This window comes from Micromonospora sp. NPDC050495, assembly GCF_040655175.1.
In the GTDB taxonomy this organism is placed as follows: domain Bacteria; phylum Actinomycetota; class Actinomycetes; order Mycobacteriales; family Micromonosporaceae; genus Micromonospora.
The window spans coordinates 69690-85137 of the sequence record NZ_JBFAJK010000012.1; the positions used below are offsets into that span (position 1 = coordinate 69690).

At 74.5% G+C, this 15448-nt stretch carries 12 protein-coding genes; 7 read left to right on the forward strand and 5 right to left on the reverse strand.

Annotation, left to right across the window (positions count from 1 at the left end; genetic code table 11):
* Positions 1-46 precede the first annotated feature (46 nt).
* The 4 genes from AB0I11_RS15005 (at position 47) to AB0I11_RS15020 (ending at position 2971) form a co-directional block, all read left to right on the forward strand.
* Positions 47-640 carry a nucleotidyltransferase family protein gene (locus AB0I11_RS15005; protein WP_357319401.1) on the forward strand — a complete coding sequence of 198 codons (594 nt, stop codon included), beginning with the start codon at positions 47-49 and terminating at the stop codon, positions 638-640.
* Positions 641-699: 59 nt separating this feature from the next.
* Positions 700-1512, forward strand: a complete 813-nt coding sequence (locus tag AB0I11_RS15010; protein WP_357319404.1) for a hypothetical protein — start codon at positions 700-702, stop codon at positions 1510-1512.
* A 162-nt stretch (positions 1513-1674) separates the two neighbouring features.
* On the forward strand, positions 1675-2007 hold the full coding sequence (locus tag AB0I11_RS15015) for a TfoX/Sxy family protein (protein WP_357319407.1): 333 nt from the start codon (positions 1675-1677) through the stop codon (positions 2005-2007).
* Positions 2008-2104: 97 nt separating this feature from the next.
* On the forward strand, positions 2105-2971 hold the full coding sequence (locus AB0I11_RS15020) for an alpha/beta hydrolase (protein WP_357319410.1): 867 nt from the start codon (positions 2105-2107) through the stop codon (positions 2969-2971).
* 487 nt (positions 2972-3458) lie between these two features.
* Here AB0I11_RS15020 and AB0I11_RS15025 read toward each other — a convergent pair whose 3' ends face one another.
* The 5 genes from AB0I11_RS15025 to AB0I11_RS15045 form a co-directional block, all read right to left on the reverse strand.
* Positions 3459-4418 (reverse strand): amidohydrolase family protein, encoded by a 960-nt coding sequence (locus AB0I11_RS15025; protein WP_357319614.1) that lies wholly within the window; start codon positions 4416-4418, stop codon positions 3459-3461.
* Between the two features lie 5 nt (positions 4419-4423).
* Positions 4424-5233 carry a metal-dependent hydrolase gene (locus AB0I11_RS15030; RefSeq protein WP_357319413.1) on the reverse strand — a complete coding sequence of 270 codons (810 nt, stop codon included), beginning with the start codon at positions 5231-5233 and terminating at the stop codon, positions 4424-4426.
* Between the two features lie 198 nt (positions 5234-5431).
* A complete protein-coding gene (locus AB0I11_RS15035; protein ID WP_357319416.1) occupies positions 5432-7420 on the reverse strand; it encodes a protein kinase in 1989 nt (662 codons plus the stop codon).
* Between the two features lie 79 nt (positions 7421-7499).
* Positions 7500-8825 (reverse strand): glycosyltransferase family 4 protein, encoded by a 1326-nt coding sequence (locus tag AB0I11_RS15040; RefSeq protein WP_357319419.1) that lies wholly within the window; start codon positions 8823-8825, stop codon positions 7500-7502.
* 128 nt (positions 8826-8953) lie between these two features.
* Positions 8954-10897: an amylo-alpha-1,6-glucosidase gene (locus AB0I11_RS15045; protein WP_357319423.1), complete on the reverse strand. Its 1944-nt coding sequence runs from the start codon at positions 10895-10897 to the stop codon at positions 8954-8956.
* A gap of 42 nt (positions 10898-10939) precedes the next feature.
* Between AB0I11_RS15045 and AB0I11_RS15050 the strand changes: the two genes are divergently transcribed.
* From AB0I11_RS15050 to AB0I11_RS15060, 3 genes are all read left to right on the forward strand, one after another.
* Positions 10940-13666: a glucosidase gene (locus AB0I11_RS15050; RefSeq protein WP_357319426.1), complete on the forward strand. Its 2727-nt coding sequence runs from the start codon at positions 10940-10942 to the stop codon at positions 13664-13666.
* Positions 13667-13760: 94 nt separating this feature from the next.
* Positions 13761-14459, forward strand: coding sequence for an HAD family hydrolase (locus AB0I11_RS15055; protein ID WP_357319429.1), 699 nt, complete (start codon positions 13761-13763; stop codon positions 14457-14459).
* 21 nt (positions 14460-14480) lie between these two features.
* On the forward strand, positions 14481-15272 hold the full coding sequence (locus AB0I11_RS15060) for a DUF4184 family protein (protein ID WP_357319431.1): 792 nt from the start codon (positions 14481-14483) through the stop codon (positions 15270-15272).
* The last annotated feature ends 176 nt before the right edge of the window (positions 15273-15448 follow it).

The following is a 15448-nucleotide window of genomic DNA, read 5'->3' on the forward strand; positions in this document are numbered from 1 at the left end:
TTCCGTCCCCCTGGTCGAGGGGGCACCGCTGAACCGGATCGCAGGAATGATCATCGCCGCTGGTGGGGGCCGCCGGATCGGCGGGCCCGAGGCGTTGCTGCACCAGGGGGAGCGGGCCCTGGTCAGTCAGATGATCGACACGATGGGCGAGGCGGGCTGCGAGCAGATCGTGGTCGTTCTCGGCGCCGCCGCCGAACAGGTCCGGCAGACCACCGATCTGGGCGGCGCGACCGTGGTGGTCAACCGCGCCTGGGGCACCGGGGTCGGTTCGTCGATCCGGGCCGGGCTCGCCGCGCTGACCGACGAGGAGATCGAGGCGGTCGTGGTGGTGCCGGTGGACATGCCCGGGCTGACCGCCACCGCGGTCCGCCGGGTGGCCGCCCTGCCCTACCCGGACGTGCTGGTCTGCGCCACCTACGACGGGCTGCGCGGCTACCCGATGCTCTTCGGCCGCCGGCACTGGTCCGGCATCGCCACGCTGGCCAGCGCCGACGTCGGCGCCCGGCCGTACCTGCTGGCGCACAAGGACCAGATCGTCGACATCGCCTGCGACTCGGTGGCCGACGGCAGCCGGATCGACAGCCCCGAACTGATGGCCCTCTACGGCCTGAGCATCCCGGAGCAGCGGGTCGGCGTCTGAGGTGGACTGAGTATCCGTACGGTTGCGGCCGGTGGGGCGGAGCGGCCAGGCTCGTCGCCATGCGCCGACTCGCCACCGTCCTGCTGTGCCTGGCCGCGCTCGTGAGCTGCGCGCGGCCGGGCGCCGTGCCCGCGCCCGCTGACGGGCCCGCCTCAGCGGACGGGCCGGAGTCGGCTGATGCGCCCACGCCGGGCGACGTCACCGAGGGCACCACCTGGGCCACCTATCAGGCCGACGTCACCGCCGTACGCCTCAGCGACGACCCGCGCTCGCTCCTGCTGACCGTTGCGCTGCTCGCCGGGGCCGACGGGTGCTCCCGGAACCCGCGGATCACCTACCTCACCGAGGAGAACAACCGCGTCTATGCCAACGTGGTGCAGGACTCGCGCCTCTCCGCCACGGTCGGCGCCTGTCCCACCCACACGCCGGGCGAGGTGAGGCTGACCACGCCGGAGCCGATCGCCGGTCGCCTCGTCGTGCTCAACCAGGAGCCGTGGAAACGCGACGGTGACGGCTACCACCGCTGCGACGCCACCTTCGGCTGCGACCCGATGCCGACCGACCACTGCGACCCCGCGTGGATCAGTGTCGCGGTGCGCGGCATGGACGTGTCCCGCCACTCGGTCGGCTCACCGGAGGGCTGCGACGGCCGCTGGCTGGTCATGACGGTGCCGTTCGACCCGGTGCCGTGCGGCGTCGAGGCGAGGGAGGGCTGCGACCCGTCGGTCACCGTACGCCGCTACTTCCTGCGCTGGGCCGGAGAGCGCGGCTGGGCGACGATCACCAGCACGACGACGGCCGGCTGCGCACCGGTCCACGCCGTGGAGCCGGCCTTCCCGAAGAAGCTGTGCGCCAACCTGCGCAGGCCATGACGGTCGGCGGAGCCCTCCGGTGCCGGAGAAAGGCAGGCTGGCGCCGGACGGCCAGCTCGGGGCCGGGGTGCGGTGCGTCGCCGAACCGAAACAGGCGCACCGTCGTCCCGATCTGTCCGTCCGAGCCTGCACCGGTGCCCGGCTGGGTGTCAGGATGCGGGCATGGCGTATGACGAGCACCTCGCGGACCGGGTCCGGGAACTGGTCGGGCGGCAGTCGGGACTGACCGAGAGGCGCATGTTCGGCGGTCTGGCGATGCTGGTACACGGCAACATGGCGGTGGTGGTCCGCGGCGCCGGCGGTCTGCTGGTCCGGGTGGAACCGGCGGAGTTCGACCGGCTGCGGACGGAGCCCGGCGCGACGGTTACCGTGATGCGGGGGCGGCCGATGCGCGGCTGGATCACGGTCGACCCTTCGACCTGCGCGATCGATGCCGACCTGGCCCGCTGGGTGGCTCGAGGGGTCAGCTACGCCGGGACCCTGCCGGCGAAGTGATCCGTCCTCCTGCCGGCCGAGGTGCGGCGGACGGCTGGGACCACCCCGGCCGTCCGAGGTCCGATGAGTTTGCGCCACGACGGGAGTCCACACCGACATGACGAACACCCACACGCTGAAGATCGCCGGGGCCGACCTCGTCTACGACGTGCGTGGCCCGCTGCCCACCGCCGATGGTCGCCCCCCGCTGTTCATGATCGGCCAGCCCATGGACGCCAGCGGCTTCACCACCCTGGCGTCGTACTTCCCCGACCGCACCGTCGTCACCTATGACCCGCGGGGCCTCGGCCGCAGCACCCGCCGGGACGGCCGGACCGACCACGACCCGGACGTCCAGGCCGCCGACATCCACGCCCTCATCGAGACCCTGGGCGCGGGGCCGGTCGAGATGTTCGCCAGCAGCGGCGGGGCGGTGACCGCGCTGGCGCTGGTGGCGGCCTTCCCCGACGACGTGACCACGCTGGTGGCCCACGAGCCGCCCGTCATCCCGGTCCTGCCCGACGCCGCGGCCGCCGAACGCGCCCGCGGCGCCGTCCGGGACGTCTACGAGGCGAAGGGGTCGAACGCCGGCATGGCCGCCTTCATCGCCATGACGTCGTGGCGCGGCGAGTACACCGACGCCTACTTCGCCCAGCCCGCCCCGGACCCGGCCCAGTTCGGCATGCCGACCGAGGACGACGGCACCCGCGACAACCCGCTGCTCTCCGACCAGTCCTGGGCGGTCAGCAGCTACCGCCCGGACGTGGCGGCGCTGACCGCGGCCCCGACCCGCATCGTGATCGCGGTGGGCGAGGAGTCCGCGGACATCTTCACCGGACGCACCTCGGAGGCCATGGCCGAACTGCTCGGCCAGCGGTCCACCGTGTTCCCGAGCGGCCATGGCGGCTTCCTCGGCCCGGAGTCCGGCTTCCCGGGCCAGCCCGAGGCGTTCGCGCGCACGCTGCGGGACGTCCTCGCCGGCTGACCCCCGCCCACTCCACCCGCGGGTAGCCGCCTGCCCGCTGCGGCGGGCGGCCCCCGGGGCGGGGCCACCCGCGCGGTCCTCGCCGGCCGCCGGCGTCGTGCTCGCCGTCCCGCCCGGTGTGGCCCCGACGTGGTGCTCGCCGTCCCGCCCGGTGTGGCCCCGGCGCGTGCTCGCCGCCCCTGGCTCGGCCGGTCGCCGGCGGCAATCTGGTCACTGTCCGTACGCGATGCCGGCGCGGCGGCGGGGTGGCTGTTCGCCGCCTTTGCTCTGCAGCCACCGGCGCAGCGGTGACGCTCGGTCGCCCGCTGCGCGGATGGCTGCAGAGCAAAGGCGGGCGAGGACAGGGACGCCCGCTCGCGCCGTTCCGGCGATGGTCCTGGTCAGGCGCCTGCGACGGCGACAGCCCGCCGCGCCCGTCGACGAGCCCGGTGACGCGCAGTGATTCTCCCGCCTCTCCGCGGGTGCGGCGGTCGCCCGTCACCCAGCGTCACGCCCCCGGGCCTCGCGCTCCGCCGTCCAGGTCGGGCGGCAGGTCGAACAGCGCGGCGGCGTTGCCCCAGCAGACCGCCCGCAGCCAGTCGTCGCCCAGGTCCAACTCGGCCAGCCCGGTCAGTTGCGCCGCGTACGGGTAGGGGATGTTCGGGAAGTCGCTGCCCAGCAGCACCTTGCCGGCCAGCCCCAACGCGCGCAGCCGGGGCAGCTCGGCGGGCGGGAACGGTTCGAGCCGGTCGAAGAACGGGGTGAACGCCATCGTCGTGTCCAGCCGCACCCGCGGGTACCGCTCGGCCAGGTCGAGGAAGGCGGCGTAGTCCGGGGCGCCCAGGTGCGCCACGATCGCGGCGAGCCGGGGGTGCCGGGCCAGCAGCGCGGCGAAGGGCGCCGGCCCGGTGTGCGCGGTGCCCACCGGGGCGTGCCCGGCGTGCACCACCACCGGCACACCGGCCTCGGCCAGCAGCCCCCACACCGCGTCCAGCCCCGGCTCGGTCGGCGGGAAGCCGCCCACCTGCACATGCACCTTGAACACCCGCGCGCCCCCGGCCAGCGCGTCCGCGACGTAACCGGCCGCCCCCGGCTCCGGGAAGAAGGTCGCCGAGGGCAGGCAGCCCGGTGTCCGCGCCGCGAAGTCCAGCGTCCACCGGTTCAGCGACTCGGCCATCCCGGGCCGGTGCGGGTACGCCAGCGCCGTGAACGCCCGTACGCCGAGGCGGCGCAGGTGCGCCACCCGGGCGTCGTCGTCCCACCGGTAGCGGATCGGCCACTCGGTGCCCACCAGCGGGCCGGCCGCGTCGAAGTACGCCCACACCTTGCGCAGCAGCCGGGGCGGCAGGAAATGGGTGTGCACGTCGGCGAGGCCGGGCAGCCCCAGCCGCCGCCAGAACCGCGGCACCGCCGCGTCCTCGGCCGGCGGCCGGTTACCCTCCGCCGGCCCCGCGCCACCGTCCAGCAGGTCTGTCACATCTCAATGTTGAAGCGTTGCAGCACCGAGGGTGCGACCAGCCCCACCGCGGCGAGCACCGCGAGCACGGTCAGCGCCGCGCGCAGCACGATCGTCTCGCCCTTGCTGCCGGTACGCAACGCGATGGCGTTCGGCAGTCCCACCATCGTCCACATCCGGCGCCTGATCGGGATCGGCCAGAGAATCGGCACCCCGGCCCGGGTGATCATGTCGCCGAGGATGTGCACGAAACAGCCCACCCCGACCGCCAGCCCGATCAGTGGGTACCCCCGGTCGCCGGGCAGGTTGGCGAAGGTGAACCAGGCGGCGGCGGCCGACGCCAGCGTGACGATCACCCAGCCGGCCCGCTCGGCCCACTCGTCGAACAGACCGCGCAGCGCCAGCCCGATCATGAAGAACAGGATGCTGACCACCGCCCACTTGCCGAAGTGGCCGCAGAGCGCCGTGGTGCCCCACCCGACGAGGAACGTGAACGGGAGGGTGTGGGTCAGCGTGCGGTGCCCGTTGTTGCGGCGCGGGTCCTTGCTCAGCTTCGTGGCGTAGTAGACGCCCAGCGAGATCTTCTCCACGACCTCGGCGATGAAGAGGCTGAACACCCCGAACGTCCGGGCCACCGTCGCGCCACCCTGGTTGCGGGTGACCTTGCCGGAGAGATCGAGGTCGGGAAAGAGCGCCCCGCCGGCGCAGACCGCGGTGCCCACCGCCAGCGCCAGCGGCGTCTGGTGGTAGTCGGCGAACTGGTCCAGCGCCCAGGAGCCGGTCAGCCACACCGCCGCGCCGGACAGCGCGTGGGACGGTCCCATCATGTCGGCTCGCCCTCCCCAGAGATCTTGATCGACAAAACTACGCCACTGTAGTCAAGCCATCGGGTCGTGGGGCATCACCCGGACGGTCCACTGGGGAAGGCGTCCCGCTGCCCATCCCGGACCCGCCCGTTCACCAGGCAGTATGTCCCTCCGGCCCGGCCGGCCCGGGGATTGTGTCGGTGATGGGACGCTGCGGCGTCAGCTCGCCGAGCGGGTCGCGCCGCCGGGCTTGAAGCTGCGCCGGATCACGGCGAGCTGGGCGCCGGCGGCTGCCCAGTCGCGGTCCGAGGTGGTCCAGCCCAGCGTCCAGGTCCCGCCGTCGTGGGGCAGCGCCCGTAGCGCGTGCAGCCGCTCCCCGTACGGCGCGGACCACCGGCACTCCCACTCGGCGCCACCGTCGACCGCGGCGAGGCGCACCCGTTCGTAGCCGGGCAGCCGGCCCCCGCCGACCAGGTCCCGCTCGGCCGAGCGCAGCTCCTCGACCGGGTCGGTGCCGCCGACGTACGGCTCGACCCCGAGGATCCGGTTGGTCACCGGGTCCTGGAAGCACGTGGTGTTGCCCGAGCGCAGGTACCGCCAGCCGGCCGGCACGGCGACCCGGAACGTCGCGTTGGCGTACCAGACCCAGCCGGCGGGCAGCTCGCCGCCGGTGCCCGGGGAGGACTTCCCCGCGGTCACCGGCTCGCCGGCGGGATCCGGCCGGACGCAGGGAAACGGTGGGGGCGGGGGTGCGCCGTGGCCGTCCGGCAGGCCGGGCCCGCGCTGCCACGACTCACCGCTCGGCGTCCCGGTCGGCGCTTCGGCCCGCCGGTCCGGCTCGTTGGTGACCGCCAGCGCGGTGCCGACCCCGGCGGCCACCGCCAACACCAGCGCGCCCGCGGCGAGCGCCCAGCGGCGCACCAGCGCCTGTCGGCGCCCGTCCGGGCTGTCGCCGCCGGCCGGCCCGCTTGCCGCCGGGCCGAGGCTGGCCGGGCCGCCCGCTGTCGGGCCGAGGTTGGTCGGCCCGCTTGTCGCCGGACCGTGGTCGGACGATCCGCTCGCCGCCGGGCCGAGGTTGGCCGGTCCGCTCGCTGTCGGGCCGAGGTTGGCCGGTCCGCTCGGTGTCGGGCCGAGGTTGGCCGGACCGCGCGCCGCCGGGCCGAGGTCGGTTGGCGTGCCGGCCGCCGCACGGCCGGGGTCGGCCGGCGGGGCGGCCGTGGTGAGGTCGGCGGTGACGGCCGGGCCGGTCAGCCGGGCCGCTCGGCTCCAGGCCGGGGCGGCGGCCGCCGGCCGCGCCCCGGGCGGCCCGCCGACCGGCGGGGTGGTGGCCGCGCCCGCGCCGTCCCAGGTCGGGGCGTCGGGACGCGCCGACGCCGGTACGCGCCGGATGACCACACCGGCGGCGGCGGCCGCCAGCAACCGGGCCGCCTCGTCGTGGCGCAGGCGCCGACGCGGGTCGCGGCGCAGCAGGCCGGCCAGCACCGGCTCCAGCGGGCCGGCGTGCGGGGCCGGATCCGGTGGCTGGCTGGCCAGCGCGGCAAGCGTGGCCATCGCGGTGCTCCGGGCGTACGGCGAGCGGCCCTCCACGGCGGTGTGCAGCGTGGCGCCGAGCGACCAGAGGTCCGCCTCGACGCTGGACACCCCCTCGGCGGCCCGCTCCGGAGCCACGTACTGCGGCGAGCCGAGGACCAGGCCGGGCCGGGTCATCAGGCCGTCGCCGCCGTCGAAGACCGCCAATCCGAAGTCGGTGAGCAGCACCCGGCCGTCCCGGGCCAGCAGCACGTTGGCCGGTTTCACGTCCCGGTGCAGCACCCCGGCCCCGTGCGCGGCGCCCAGCGCCGCCAGCACCGCCTGCCCGATGCCGGCCGCCCGGCGCGGGTCGACCGGCCCTTCGGCGTCCACGAGCTCCTGCAACGACCGGGACGGGACGTACTCCATGACCAGCCAGGGATCGTCGTCGACCTGGACCACGTCGTAGACGTGCACGACGTTGGGATGGCTGAGCCGGGCCGCCGTGCGGGCCTCGCGCAGCGTACGGCGGCGCAGCTCGTCCCGCTCGTTCGCGGCGAGCCACTGCGGCGGCAGCACCTGCTTCACCGCCACCTCGCGGTGCAGCGTCTCGTCGCGGGCCCGCCAGACCCGCCCCATCCCGCCGCGGCCGACCAGTTCGAGCAGGCGGTACCGGCCGGCGATCACTACCTGCTGCACCGCTCTCCTCACCGCTGGTGGAGGTCCACAATAGCCAACGGATCGGGCGGTACCTATCGCCCGTCAGGGCCGTCCCGGGTCAGCTCGCGGCACCGGTCAGCAGATTGCCGTCCGGGATGGCGATGGCCGAACGGTTCCCGGCCAGCAGGGTGGCGGCCCGGCGCGCCTGGAAACCGTCGTGGTCGCGGCGGGCGGTGGCGTAGCTGCCGGCGGTGCGGGCCGCGATGGTCGCCCAGCCGTACCGCTCGGCCACCATGCTGCGGGCGCGGCGGGCCACCCGGCGGGCGAAGACCTCGTCGCCGAGAAGCTGGTCGACCGCGCCGGCCAGGGCGTCCGGGTCACCGTGCGGGAAGGTCACCCCGGTCACGCCCGGCTCGACGATCTCGGCCAGCCCGCCGGTCGCCGCCACCGCGAGCGGCGCGCCGGCCGCGGCCGCCTCGAGGGCGATCATGCCGAACGGCTCGTACAGGCTGGGGATCACCGTGGCGTCGGTGGCGGCGAGGACCGCCGGGAGCTGCCCGGCGTCCAGGAAACCGGCGAACCGGACCGTCTCGCCGACCTGCAGCCGCCGCGCCTGGTCGACCAGTTCCTGCCGGTACGGGCCGTCGCCGGCGATCACCACCCGCAGCCCCGGATGGCGTCGCCGCAACCACGGCACGGCGTGCACCAGGTGCTGCACGCCCTTCTCGTAGACCAGCCGGCCGGCGTACCCGACCAGCGGGCCGTCCCCGGCGAAGCGGGCCCGGGCGGAGGTGACCGCGCGGGGGCGGGCGTGCCAGGCCCGGCCGTCCACCCCGTTCGGCACCACGTCGACCCGCCCGGTCGGCACCTCGAACAGCCGGGCCACCTGGTCGCGCATGTAGCCGGAGCAGGCGATGACCCGGGCCGAGGCGTTGCTCAGCCAGTGCTCGACGCCGTGGATGGTGCGGTTCATCTCCCCGGGCAGCCAGCCCTGGTGCCGGCCCGCCTCGGTGGCGTGGATGGTGCTGACCAGCGGTAGGTCGAGGTGCTCGGCCAGGGTGACCGCGGTGTGCGCGACCAGCCAGTCGTGGGCGTGGATGACGTCGAAGCCGCCGGCGCCGGCGGCGCGCAGGGCGGCCCGGGTGAGGGTGTGGTTGAAGGCCATCGTCCAGGCCAGCAGGGAGTCGGTGGCGAGCGGGAAGGTGACCGGGTCCTCGGCGGCCCGGACGATCCGGACGCCGTCGGCGTACTCCTCCAGGGGTGCGCCGTCGGCGTGCCGGGTGACGACGGTGACCTCGTGGCCGGCGGCGGCCAGGGCGACGGAGAGGGCGTGCACGTGGCGGCCGAGGCCACCGACGAGCACGGGCGGGTACTCCCAGGACAGCATCAGCACCCGCTGGTGCCGGGTGGGCTGGAGGTCGAACACTGCGGCGTCAGCTGACATGCGGCCCCCTTTGAGTTGTGTCTCGCGCCCCCAGGCCGCACCGCGCCGGGTCCGTCGTGGGGTCGCCGCCCATCCTGCCGAGAGGTCGATAACCAGCGGAGACACGCTGGTTGCCGGTGTGTAACGGGTTACCGGCGGGGCCGCCAGACGCGCAGCGGTTCGGCCACCGACCAGGCCTGGAACGGGCAGCCGGTGGCGGCGTGCGGGGCGAGCCCGTCGGCGGTCTCGCTGACCGAGCCGAGGCCGTACTCGGTCAGGTGTCCGGTCAGCCCGACCAGCAGGTCGTCGACGGGCAGCCCGGCCCGGCGGTACGCGTCGACGAGCGGCCCGGTCAGCCACGGCCAGACGGTGCCCTGGTGGTAGCCGGAGTCCCGCTCGGCCGGGCCGCCCCGGTGCCGGCCGACGAAGCCGGGGGAGCCGGGCGCGAGGCTGCGCGGGCCGAGCGGGGTGAACAGCGCCTCGGTGACCCGCCGCAGCGTCGCCTCGTCCGGTTCCAGCGGGGCGTACGGCAGGGACCAGGCGAGCAGCTGGTTGGGGCGGAGCAGGTCGTCGTCGTGGTGCGGCGCCCCGCCGAGCGGGTACGCCGGGGCGGGCGCGTCCACCACGTCGTGCAGCCAGCCGGCCGGCCCCGGGAACCGCTCCCGGAACGACCCGGCCGCCCGGGCGTGCAGCGTGCGCAGCCCGCCGGCGTCCCCGCCGGCCAGCTCGGTCAGCTCGGCGAGCCCGGCCAGCCCGTTGACCCAGAGCGCGTTGACCTCCACCGGCTTGCCGGTACGCGGGGTCACCGGCACCCCGTACACCCGGGCGTCCATCCAGGTCAGCGCCACGTCGGGCGGGCCGCCCTGGGTGAGCAGCCCGTCGGCCGGGTCGACGCCGATGCCGTAGCGGGTGCCGGCCACGTGCGCCGCCACCACGGCGTGCAGCGCGGGCAGCAGTTCCGCGCCGAGGTCGGTGTCGCCGGTCAACGTGACGTGCCGGCTCACCGCGTGCAGGAACCACAGCGTCGCGTCGACGGTGTTGTGCTCCACCCGTCCGGTGTCGGCGGTGTTCGCCAGCATCCCCTCCGACAGCGTCGCCGCGTACGCGCGCAGCAGCTCCCGCCCCTCGTCGGCCCGGTTGGTGGCCAGGAACAGCCCCTCGTAGGAGGTCATGGTGTCCCGGGACCAGGCGCCGAACCACGGGTAGCCGGCCACCACGTCCGGCCCGGTGGCGGTGCGGACCACGAACGCGTCGGCGGCCAGGGCGAGGGTCGCCTCGACCTCGTCGTCCGGCTTCGCGGCGGCCACCACCGCGCGGTGCCGCCGCCGGGCCGCCGCCACCAGCGCGGTCGCCGGCGGTGGCTCCTCGGCGAGGTCGTCGGCCCAGGCCAGCACGGACAGCTCGGCGCCCGGCTCGTCCAGCGAGGCGGAGAACCGGCCGGCGTACCAGAGGTCCTCGTCCGGGTGCAGCCCGCGCGCCGCCTCCTCCCGGTGGTGGACCCCGAGCCACCACTGCCCCTCGGGCGTCCAGTCCGGCCCGGCCAGCCGGAACGCCCCCTCGATGACCGCCCCGCCGGCGACCGGGTCCAGCCGCGGCGCCGGACCGTCGGCGCGCCGTTCGCCGTGCGCGTCCCGCCAGGTGCAGGCGGCCGCCAGGTCGAGCCGGACCGGCCCGCCGGAGACCAGCCGGTGCACCACGGCCACGCAGGACCGGCCGTACGCCATGGCGATCTCCCGCTCGATCACCACGTCGCCGACCCGCCACCGCCAGCGGGGCACCCCGTCGGTCAGGTCGAAGCGCTCCAGCAGCTCGAACCCGCGCGGGTCGACGACCCCGGAGGCCCACTCGTGGGCGCCGAGCCGCACCCGCGCCCCGGACGGCAGGGTCACCGCCGGGTCGAGGCTGACCAGTCCCACCCGGCGGGACGCCGGCGGTTGACCGGCCACCACCAGCAGCCCGTGGTATCGGCGGGTGCGCAGGCCGCTGACCGTGCCCATGGCGTAGCCGCCGCGCCCGTCGGTGACCAGCCACTCCCTGGACGCGCCGGCGGCGAGGTCGCCGCAGACCTGCGGTCCGAACCGAATGTCGATCAACTTTCCTCCACCGCCCGCGAGGTGTAACGCGCCACGACGACAATGGCCGCTGTGGTGATGTACCCCGGCGGCGTCGAAGATGTGCAGGTGATCACTGACCGTCCGACCTCCGCGACCCCCGACCCCGAGCGGCACCGGCTCGCCCAGGCCGACGCCGGCGAGCAGGACTGGCGCGCATGGGGTCCCTATCTGTCCGAGCGGGCGTGGGGGACGGTACGGGAGGACTACAGCGAGCACGGCACGGCGTGGGACTACTTTCCCCACGATCACGCGCGGTCCCGAGCCTACCGGTGGAACGAGGACGGGATGGCGGGCGTCTGCGACGACCGGCAGACGTTCTGCTTCGCCCTGGCGCTGTGGAACGGGCGCGACCCGATCCTCAAGGAGCGGATGTTCGGCCTCGGCGGGGACGGCGGCAACCACGGGGAGGACGTCAAGGAGTACTGGTGGTACGAGGACTCCACCCCCACCCACTCGTGGATGCGCTGGCGCTACCACTACCCGCAGGCCGCCTTCCCGTACGACGAACTGGTCGCGGTCAACGCGCTGCGCGGCCGGGACGACACCGAGTACGAGCTGGTCGACACGGGGATCTTCGACGACGACCGGTACTGGGCGGTGACCGTCGACTACGCGAAGGCGTCCCCGACCGATCTCTGCGTCCTGATCACGGTGGCCAACCGGGGCGACACCGACGAGACCCTGCACGTGCTGCCGACCCTCTGGTTCCGCAACACCTGGGCCTGGGGGCTGCCGGGCGGCGACCGGGTGCCCCGGATCGTCGGCACGCCGGCCGGCGCGTCCCCCGGCGCGGGCGCCCGGCTGCTCGGCGAGCACTGGGTGCTCGGCCAGCTGCTGCTGGAGGGGGAGGGCGAGCCCACCCCGCTGCTCTGCGACAACGACACCAACGCCGAGCGGCTCTGGGGGCTGCCCGGCCGGTCGCCGTACCCGAAGGACGGCATCAACGACCACGTGGTGACCGGCGCGGCCACCGTCAACCCGGACCGGGCGGGCACCAAGGGCGCGCTGCACTACGTGCTGGACGTGCCGGCCGGCGGGCAGCGGCAGATCCGGCTGCGGCTGACCCGTACCGCCCCGCCGCCGGCGAGCGCCCCGCCGCCCCCGGCGGAGCTCGGTGACGACTTCGACGCCGTGCTCTGGGCCCGCCGCGCCGAGGCCAACCGCTTCTTCGCGGGCGTCGTCCCGGCCGCGGCCACCGCCGACGAGGCCCTGGTCGCCCGGCAGGCGATCGCCGGGCTGCTGTGGGGCAAGCAGTTCTACCACTTCGACGTCAAGCGGTGGCTGGAGGGCGACCCCGGCTCGTCGCCGCCGCCCGCCGGCCGCCGGCACGGGCGCAACAGCGCCTGGTGGCACATGAACAGCTTCGACGTGATCTCCATGCCGGATCCGTGGGAGTACCCCTGGTACGCGGCCTGGGACCTGGCCTTCCACTGCGTCACCATGGCCCGGGTCGATCCCGGCTTCGCCAAGGAGCAGCTGCTGCTCCTGCTGCGTGAGTGGTACCTGCACCCCAACGGGCAGATCCCGGCGTACGAGTGGGCGTTCGGCGACGTCAACCCGCCGGTGCACGCCTGGGCGGCGCTGAAGGTCTTCGAGATCGACGGTGGCCGGGACCACGAGTTCCTCGCCCGGGTGATGCACAAGCTGCTGCTCAACTTCACCTGGTGGGTCAACCGCAAGGACACCGGCGGCAACAACGTCTTCGAGGGCGGCTTCCTCGGGCTGGACAACGTCGGCCCGTTCGACCGCTCGGCCGCGCTGCCGGTCGCCGGCACGCTGGAGCAGTCCGACGGCACCGGCTGGATGGCCATGTACGCGCTCAACCTGCTCGACATGGCCATCGTGCTGGCCGAGCACGACCGCGCGTACGTGGACACCGCCACCAAGTTCTTCGAGCATTTCGCGTACATCGCGGCCGCCGCGTACGAGCAGGGGCTCTGGGACGACGAGGACGCCTTCTTCTACGACGTGCTGCGGCTGCCCGACGGCACGAAGGTGCCGCTGAAGGTCCGCTCGGTGGTGGGGCTGCTGCCGCTGGCCGCGGTCACCCGGCTCACCGCGCGGACCCTGCGCCGCCTGCCCGAGCTGGGCGCCCGGCTGCGCTGGTTCCTCACCAACCGCCCCGAGTACGCCGAGGTGGTCGGCGCCCGCCGGCTCGGCCCCGACGGCCGCCAGCAGCGGCTGCTGTCCATGGTCGGCCCGGAGCAGGTGGTCCGGCTGCTCGCCCGGATGCTCGATACCGACGAGTTCCTCTCCGAGTACGGCCTGCGTACCCTCTCCCGGGCCCACCTGGACAAGCCGTTCACGGTCAGCCTGGGCGGGCAGGAGTTCAGCGTCGGCTACGAGCCGGCCGAGTCGACCAGCGGCCTGTTCGGCGGCAACTCCAACTGGCGCGGGCCGATCTGGATGCCGACCAACTTCCTGCTGATCAGCGCGCTGCGCGACTACGCCGCCTTCTTCGGCGACGACCTCCAGGTGGAGTACCCGACCCGCTCGGGGGTGAAGCGGACCCTGGACCAGATCGCCGACGATCTCTCCGCCCGGTTGATCTCGCTGTTCACCCGGGACGGCTGGGGCCGGCGGCCCATCTACGGTGCGGCCCAGCTGTTCCAGACCCACCCGGACTGGCGCGACCTGCTCTGCTTCCCGGAGTACTTCCACGGCGACAACGGCGCCGGGCTGGGGGCGTGGCACCAGACCGGCTGGACCGCCCTGGTGGCCGACCTGATCCTCACGCTGCGCCGCTGACCCGCGCGGCCACCCGCCGTCGAAAACCCGGCTGCCGCCGTCGTCGGGTCGCTGTAGCGTGTCCCGGTCCAACGACACCGGGGAGGGGTCCGCGATGGCACGGGGCCGGGACGCGGCGGTGCTGGTCTTCGACGCCGACGACACGCTCTGGGAGAACAATGTCGTCTTCGAGCGGGTGATCGACGACTTTCTCGCCTGGCTGGACCATCCGACGCTGGACCGCGCCGAGATCCGGGCCGTGCTGGACGACATCGAGCGGGCCAACGCGGTCGCGCACGGCTACGGCAGCAAGGTCTTCCTGCGCAGCCTCGGCGAGTGTCTGGAGAAGCTGCGGTCGCGCCCGGCCACCGCGGCCGAGCGCTCCGAGATCGACGAGCTGGCGGCGGCGCTGACCGGCCACCAGGTGGAGCTGATGCCCGGGGTCGCCGAGACGCTGGACGACCTGGCCACCCGGCACGAGCTGCTGCTGCTCACCAAGGGCGACCGGGAGGAGCAGCAGCGCAAGCTCGACGCCTGCGGCCTGCTGCACCACTTCGGGGCCGCGCACATCGTGCCCGAGAAGGACGTCGAGACGTACCGCTGGCTGGCCCGGGAACACGGCTTCGACCCGGCCGCCGCCTGGATGATCGGCAACTCTCCCCGCTCGGACATCCGGCCGGCGCGGGCGGCCGGGATGAACGCGGTCTTCATCCCGAACGAGAACACCTGGGTGCTGGAGCACGACGAGCTGGACCCGACCGACCACCGGGTGATCCGCCTGGCCGCCTTCCCTGACCTGGTCCAACACTTCTGATCTGGCGGTAACCTCCGAGCTGTGCCGCTCACCTTCCCGTCGCATCTGGCGCCGGTGCTGCCGCTGAAGCTGTGGCGCCCGCACTGGTTCGACGGGGTGGCGCTGGCCACCGGGGCGGTCGCCCCGGACGTGGGCTACCTGTTCACCGGCACCCGGCTCGACCCCGGGCTGCGCACCCACACCCTCGGCGGGCTGCTCTGGTGGTGCCTGCCGGTCGCGCTGGCGTACGCCTGGATCGTCCGCCGGGTGATCGCCGGCATCGTGGTGCACCTGCCCGGCGGGCGCCTCTTCGGCTGGCGCGATCACGCCGCGCTGGGCGCCGTCCGGCACCCGTGGCAGGTCACCACCTGCTCCGCGCTGATCGGCGCGGCCAGCCACGTCGCGTGGGACCGGCTCACCCACACCCAGCGGCTGCCCCGGCTGCTGGGCGTCGCGGACTTCCACGCGGCGACCGGCCTGTACTGGTGGCAGTTCGCGGACGTGATCGGCTCGCTGGGCGGCGCTGTCGTGGTGCTCACCCTGGCCGTCGGGGCCGCCCGCCGGGGTGAGATCGTGGGTGGGGTACGACCGCCCGTGCCGCCGGCCCGTCCCGCGGTGTTCTGGGCGGTGGCGCTGCCGGTCACCGCGCTCGGTTGCCTGGTGCTGCCGGGGCTGCCGGCGGCCGGTGTCGCGGCGCCGGCCGGGGTGCGGCTGCTGCACCTGGCGGCGGTCGCGTTGATCGCCGGGGCGGCCGCCGCGGGTGCTCTGGTCGGGCCCCGACCGGAGGCCCGGCGCACCACTCGCCTCGAGGACAAACAGCGTCAGGCCGGCTGACCCCGTTACGCCGACATGCCGGTTTTCGACCTTGGCATCAATCACATTCCGGCGAGCCCGGTAAACCTTGTCCGGCCTGCGACGCGATGCCTAACCTGAGCCGGCGTTCACGGCTCTTCGGGGTGAGTCGGGAACGCGCCGAAGTCCGGTAGTTGGGCACCGTGGAGCTGAGTGCA

Bases quoted from the DNA above. Each gene is read 5' to 3' on its own strand.
- AB0I11_RS15005 (WP_357319401.1), top strand. From the start codon at position 47: ATGATCATCGCCGCTGGTGGGGGCCGCCGGATCGGCGGGCCCGAGGCG.
- AB0I11_RS15010 (WP_357319404.1), top strand. From the start codon at position 700: ATGCGCCGACTCGCCACCGTCCTGCTGTGCCTGGCCGCGCTCGTGAGC.
- AB0I11_RS15015 (WP_357319407.1), top strand. From the start codon at position 1,675: ATGGCGTATGACGAGCACCTCGCGGACCGGGTCCGGGAACTGGTCGGG.
- AB0I11_RS15020 (WP_357319410.1), top strand. From the start codon at position 2,105: ATGACGAACACCCACACGCTGAAGATCGCCGGGGCCGACCTCGTCTAC.
- AB0I11_RS15030 (WP_357319413.1), bottom strand. From the start codon at position 5,233: ATGATGGGACCGTCCCACGCGCTGTCCGGCGCGGCGGTGTGGCTGACC.
- AB0I11_RS15040 (WP_357319419.1), bottom strand. From the start codon at position 8,825: ATGTCAGCTGACGCCGCAGTGTTCGACCTCCAGCCCACCCGGCACCAG.
- AB0I11_RS15050 (WP_357319426.1), top strand. From the start codon at position 10,940: ATGGCCGCTGTGGTGATGTACCCCGGCGGCGTCGAAGATGTGCAGGTG.
- AB0I11_RS15055 (WP_357319429.1), top strand. From the start codon at position 13,761: ATGGCACGGGGCCGGGACGCGGCGGTGCTGGTCTTCGACGCCGACGAC.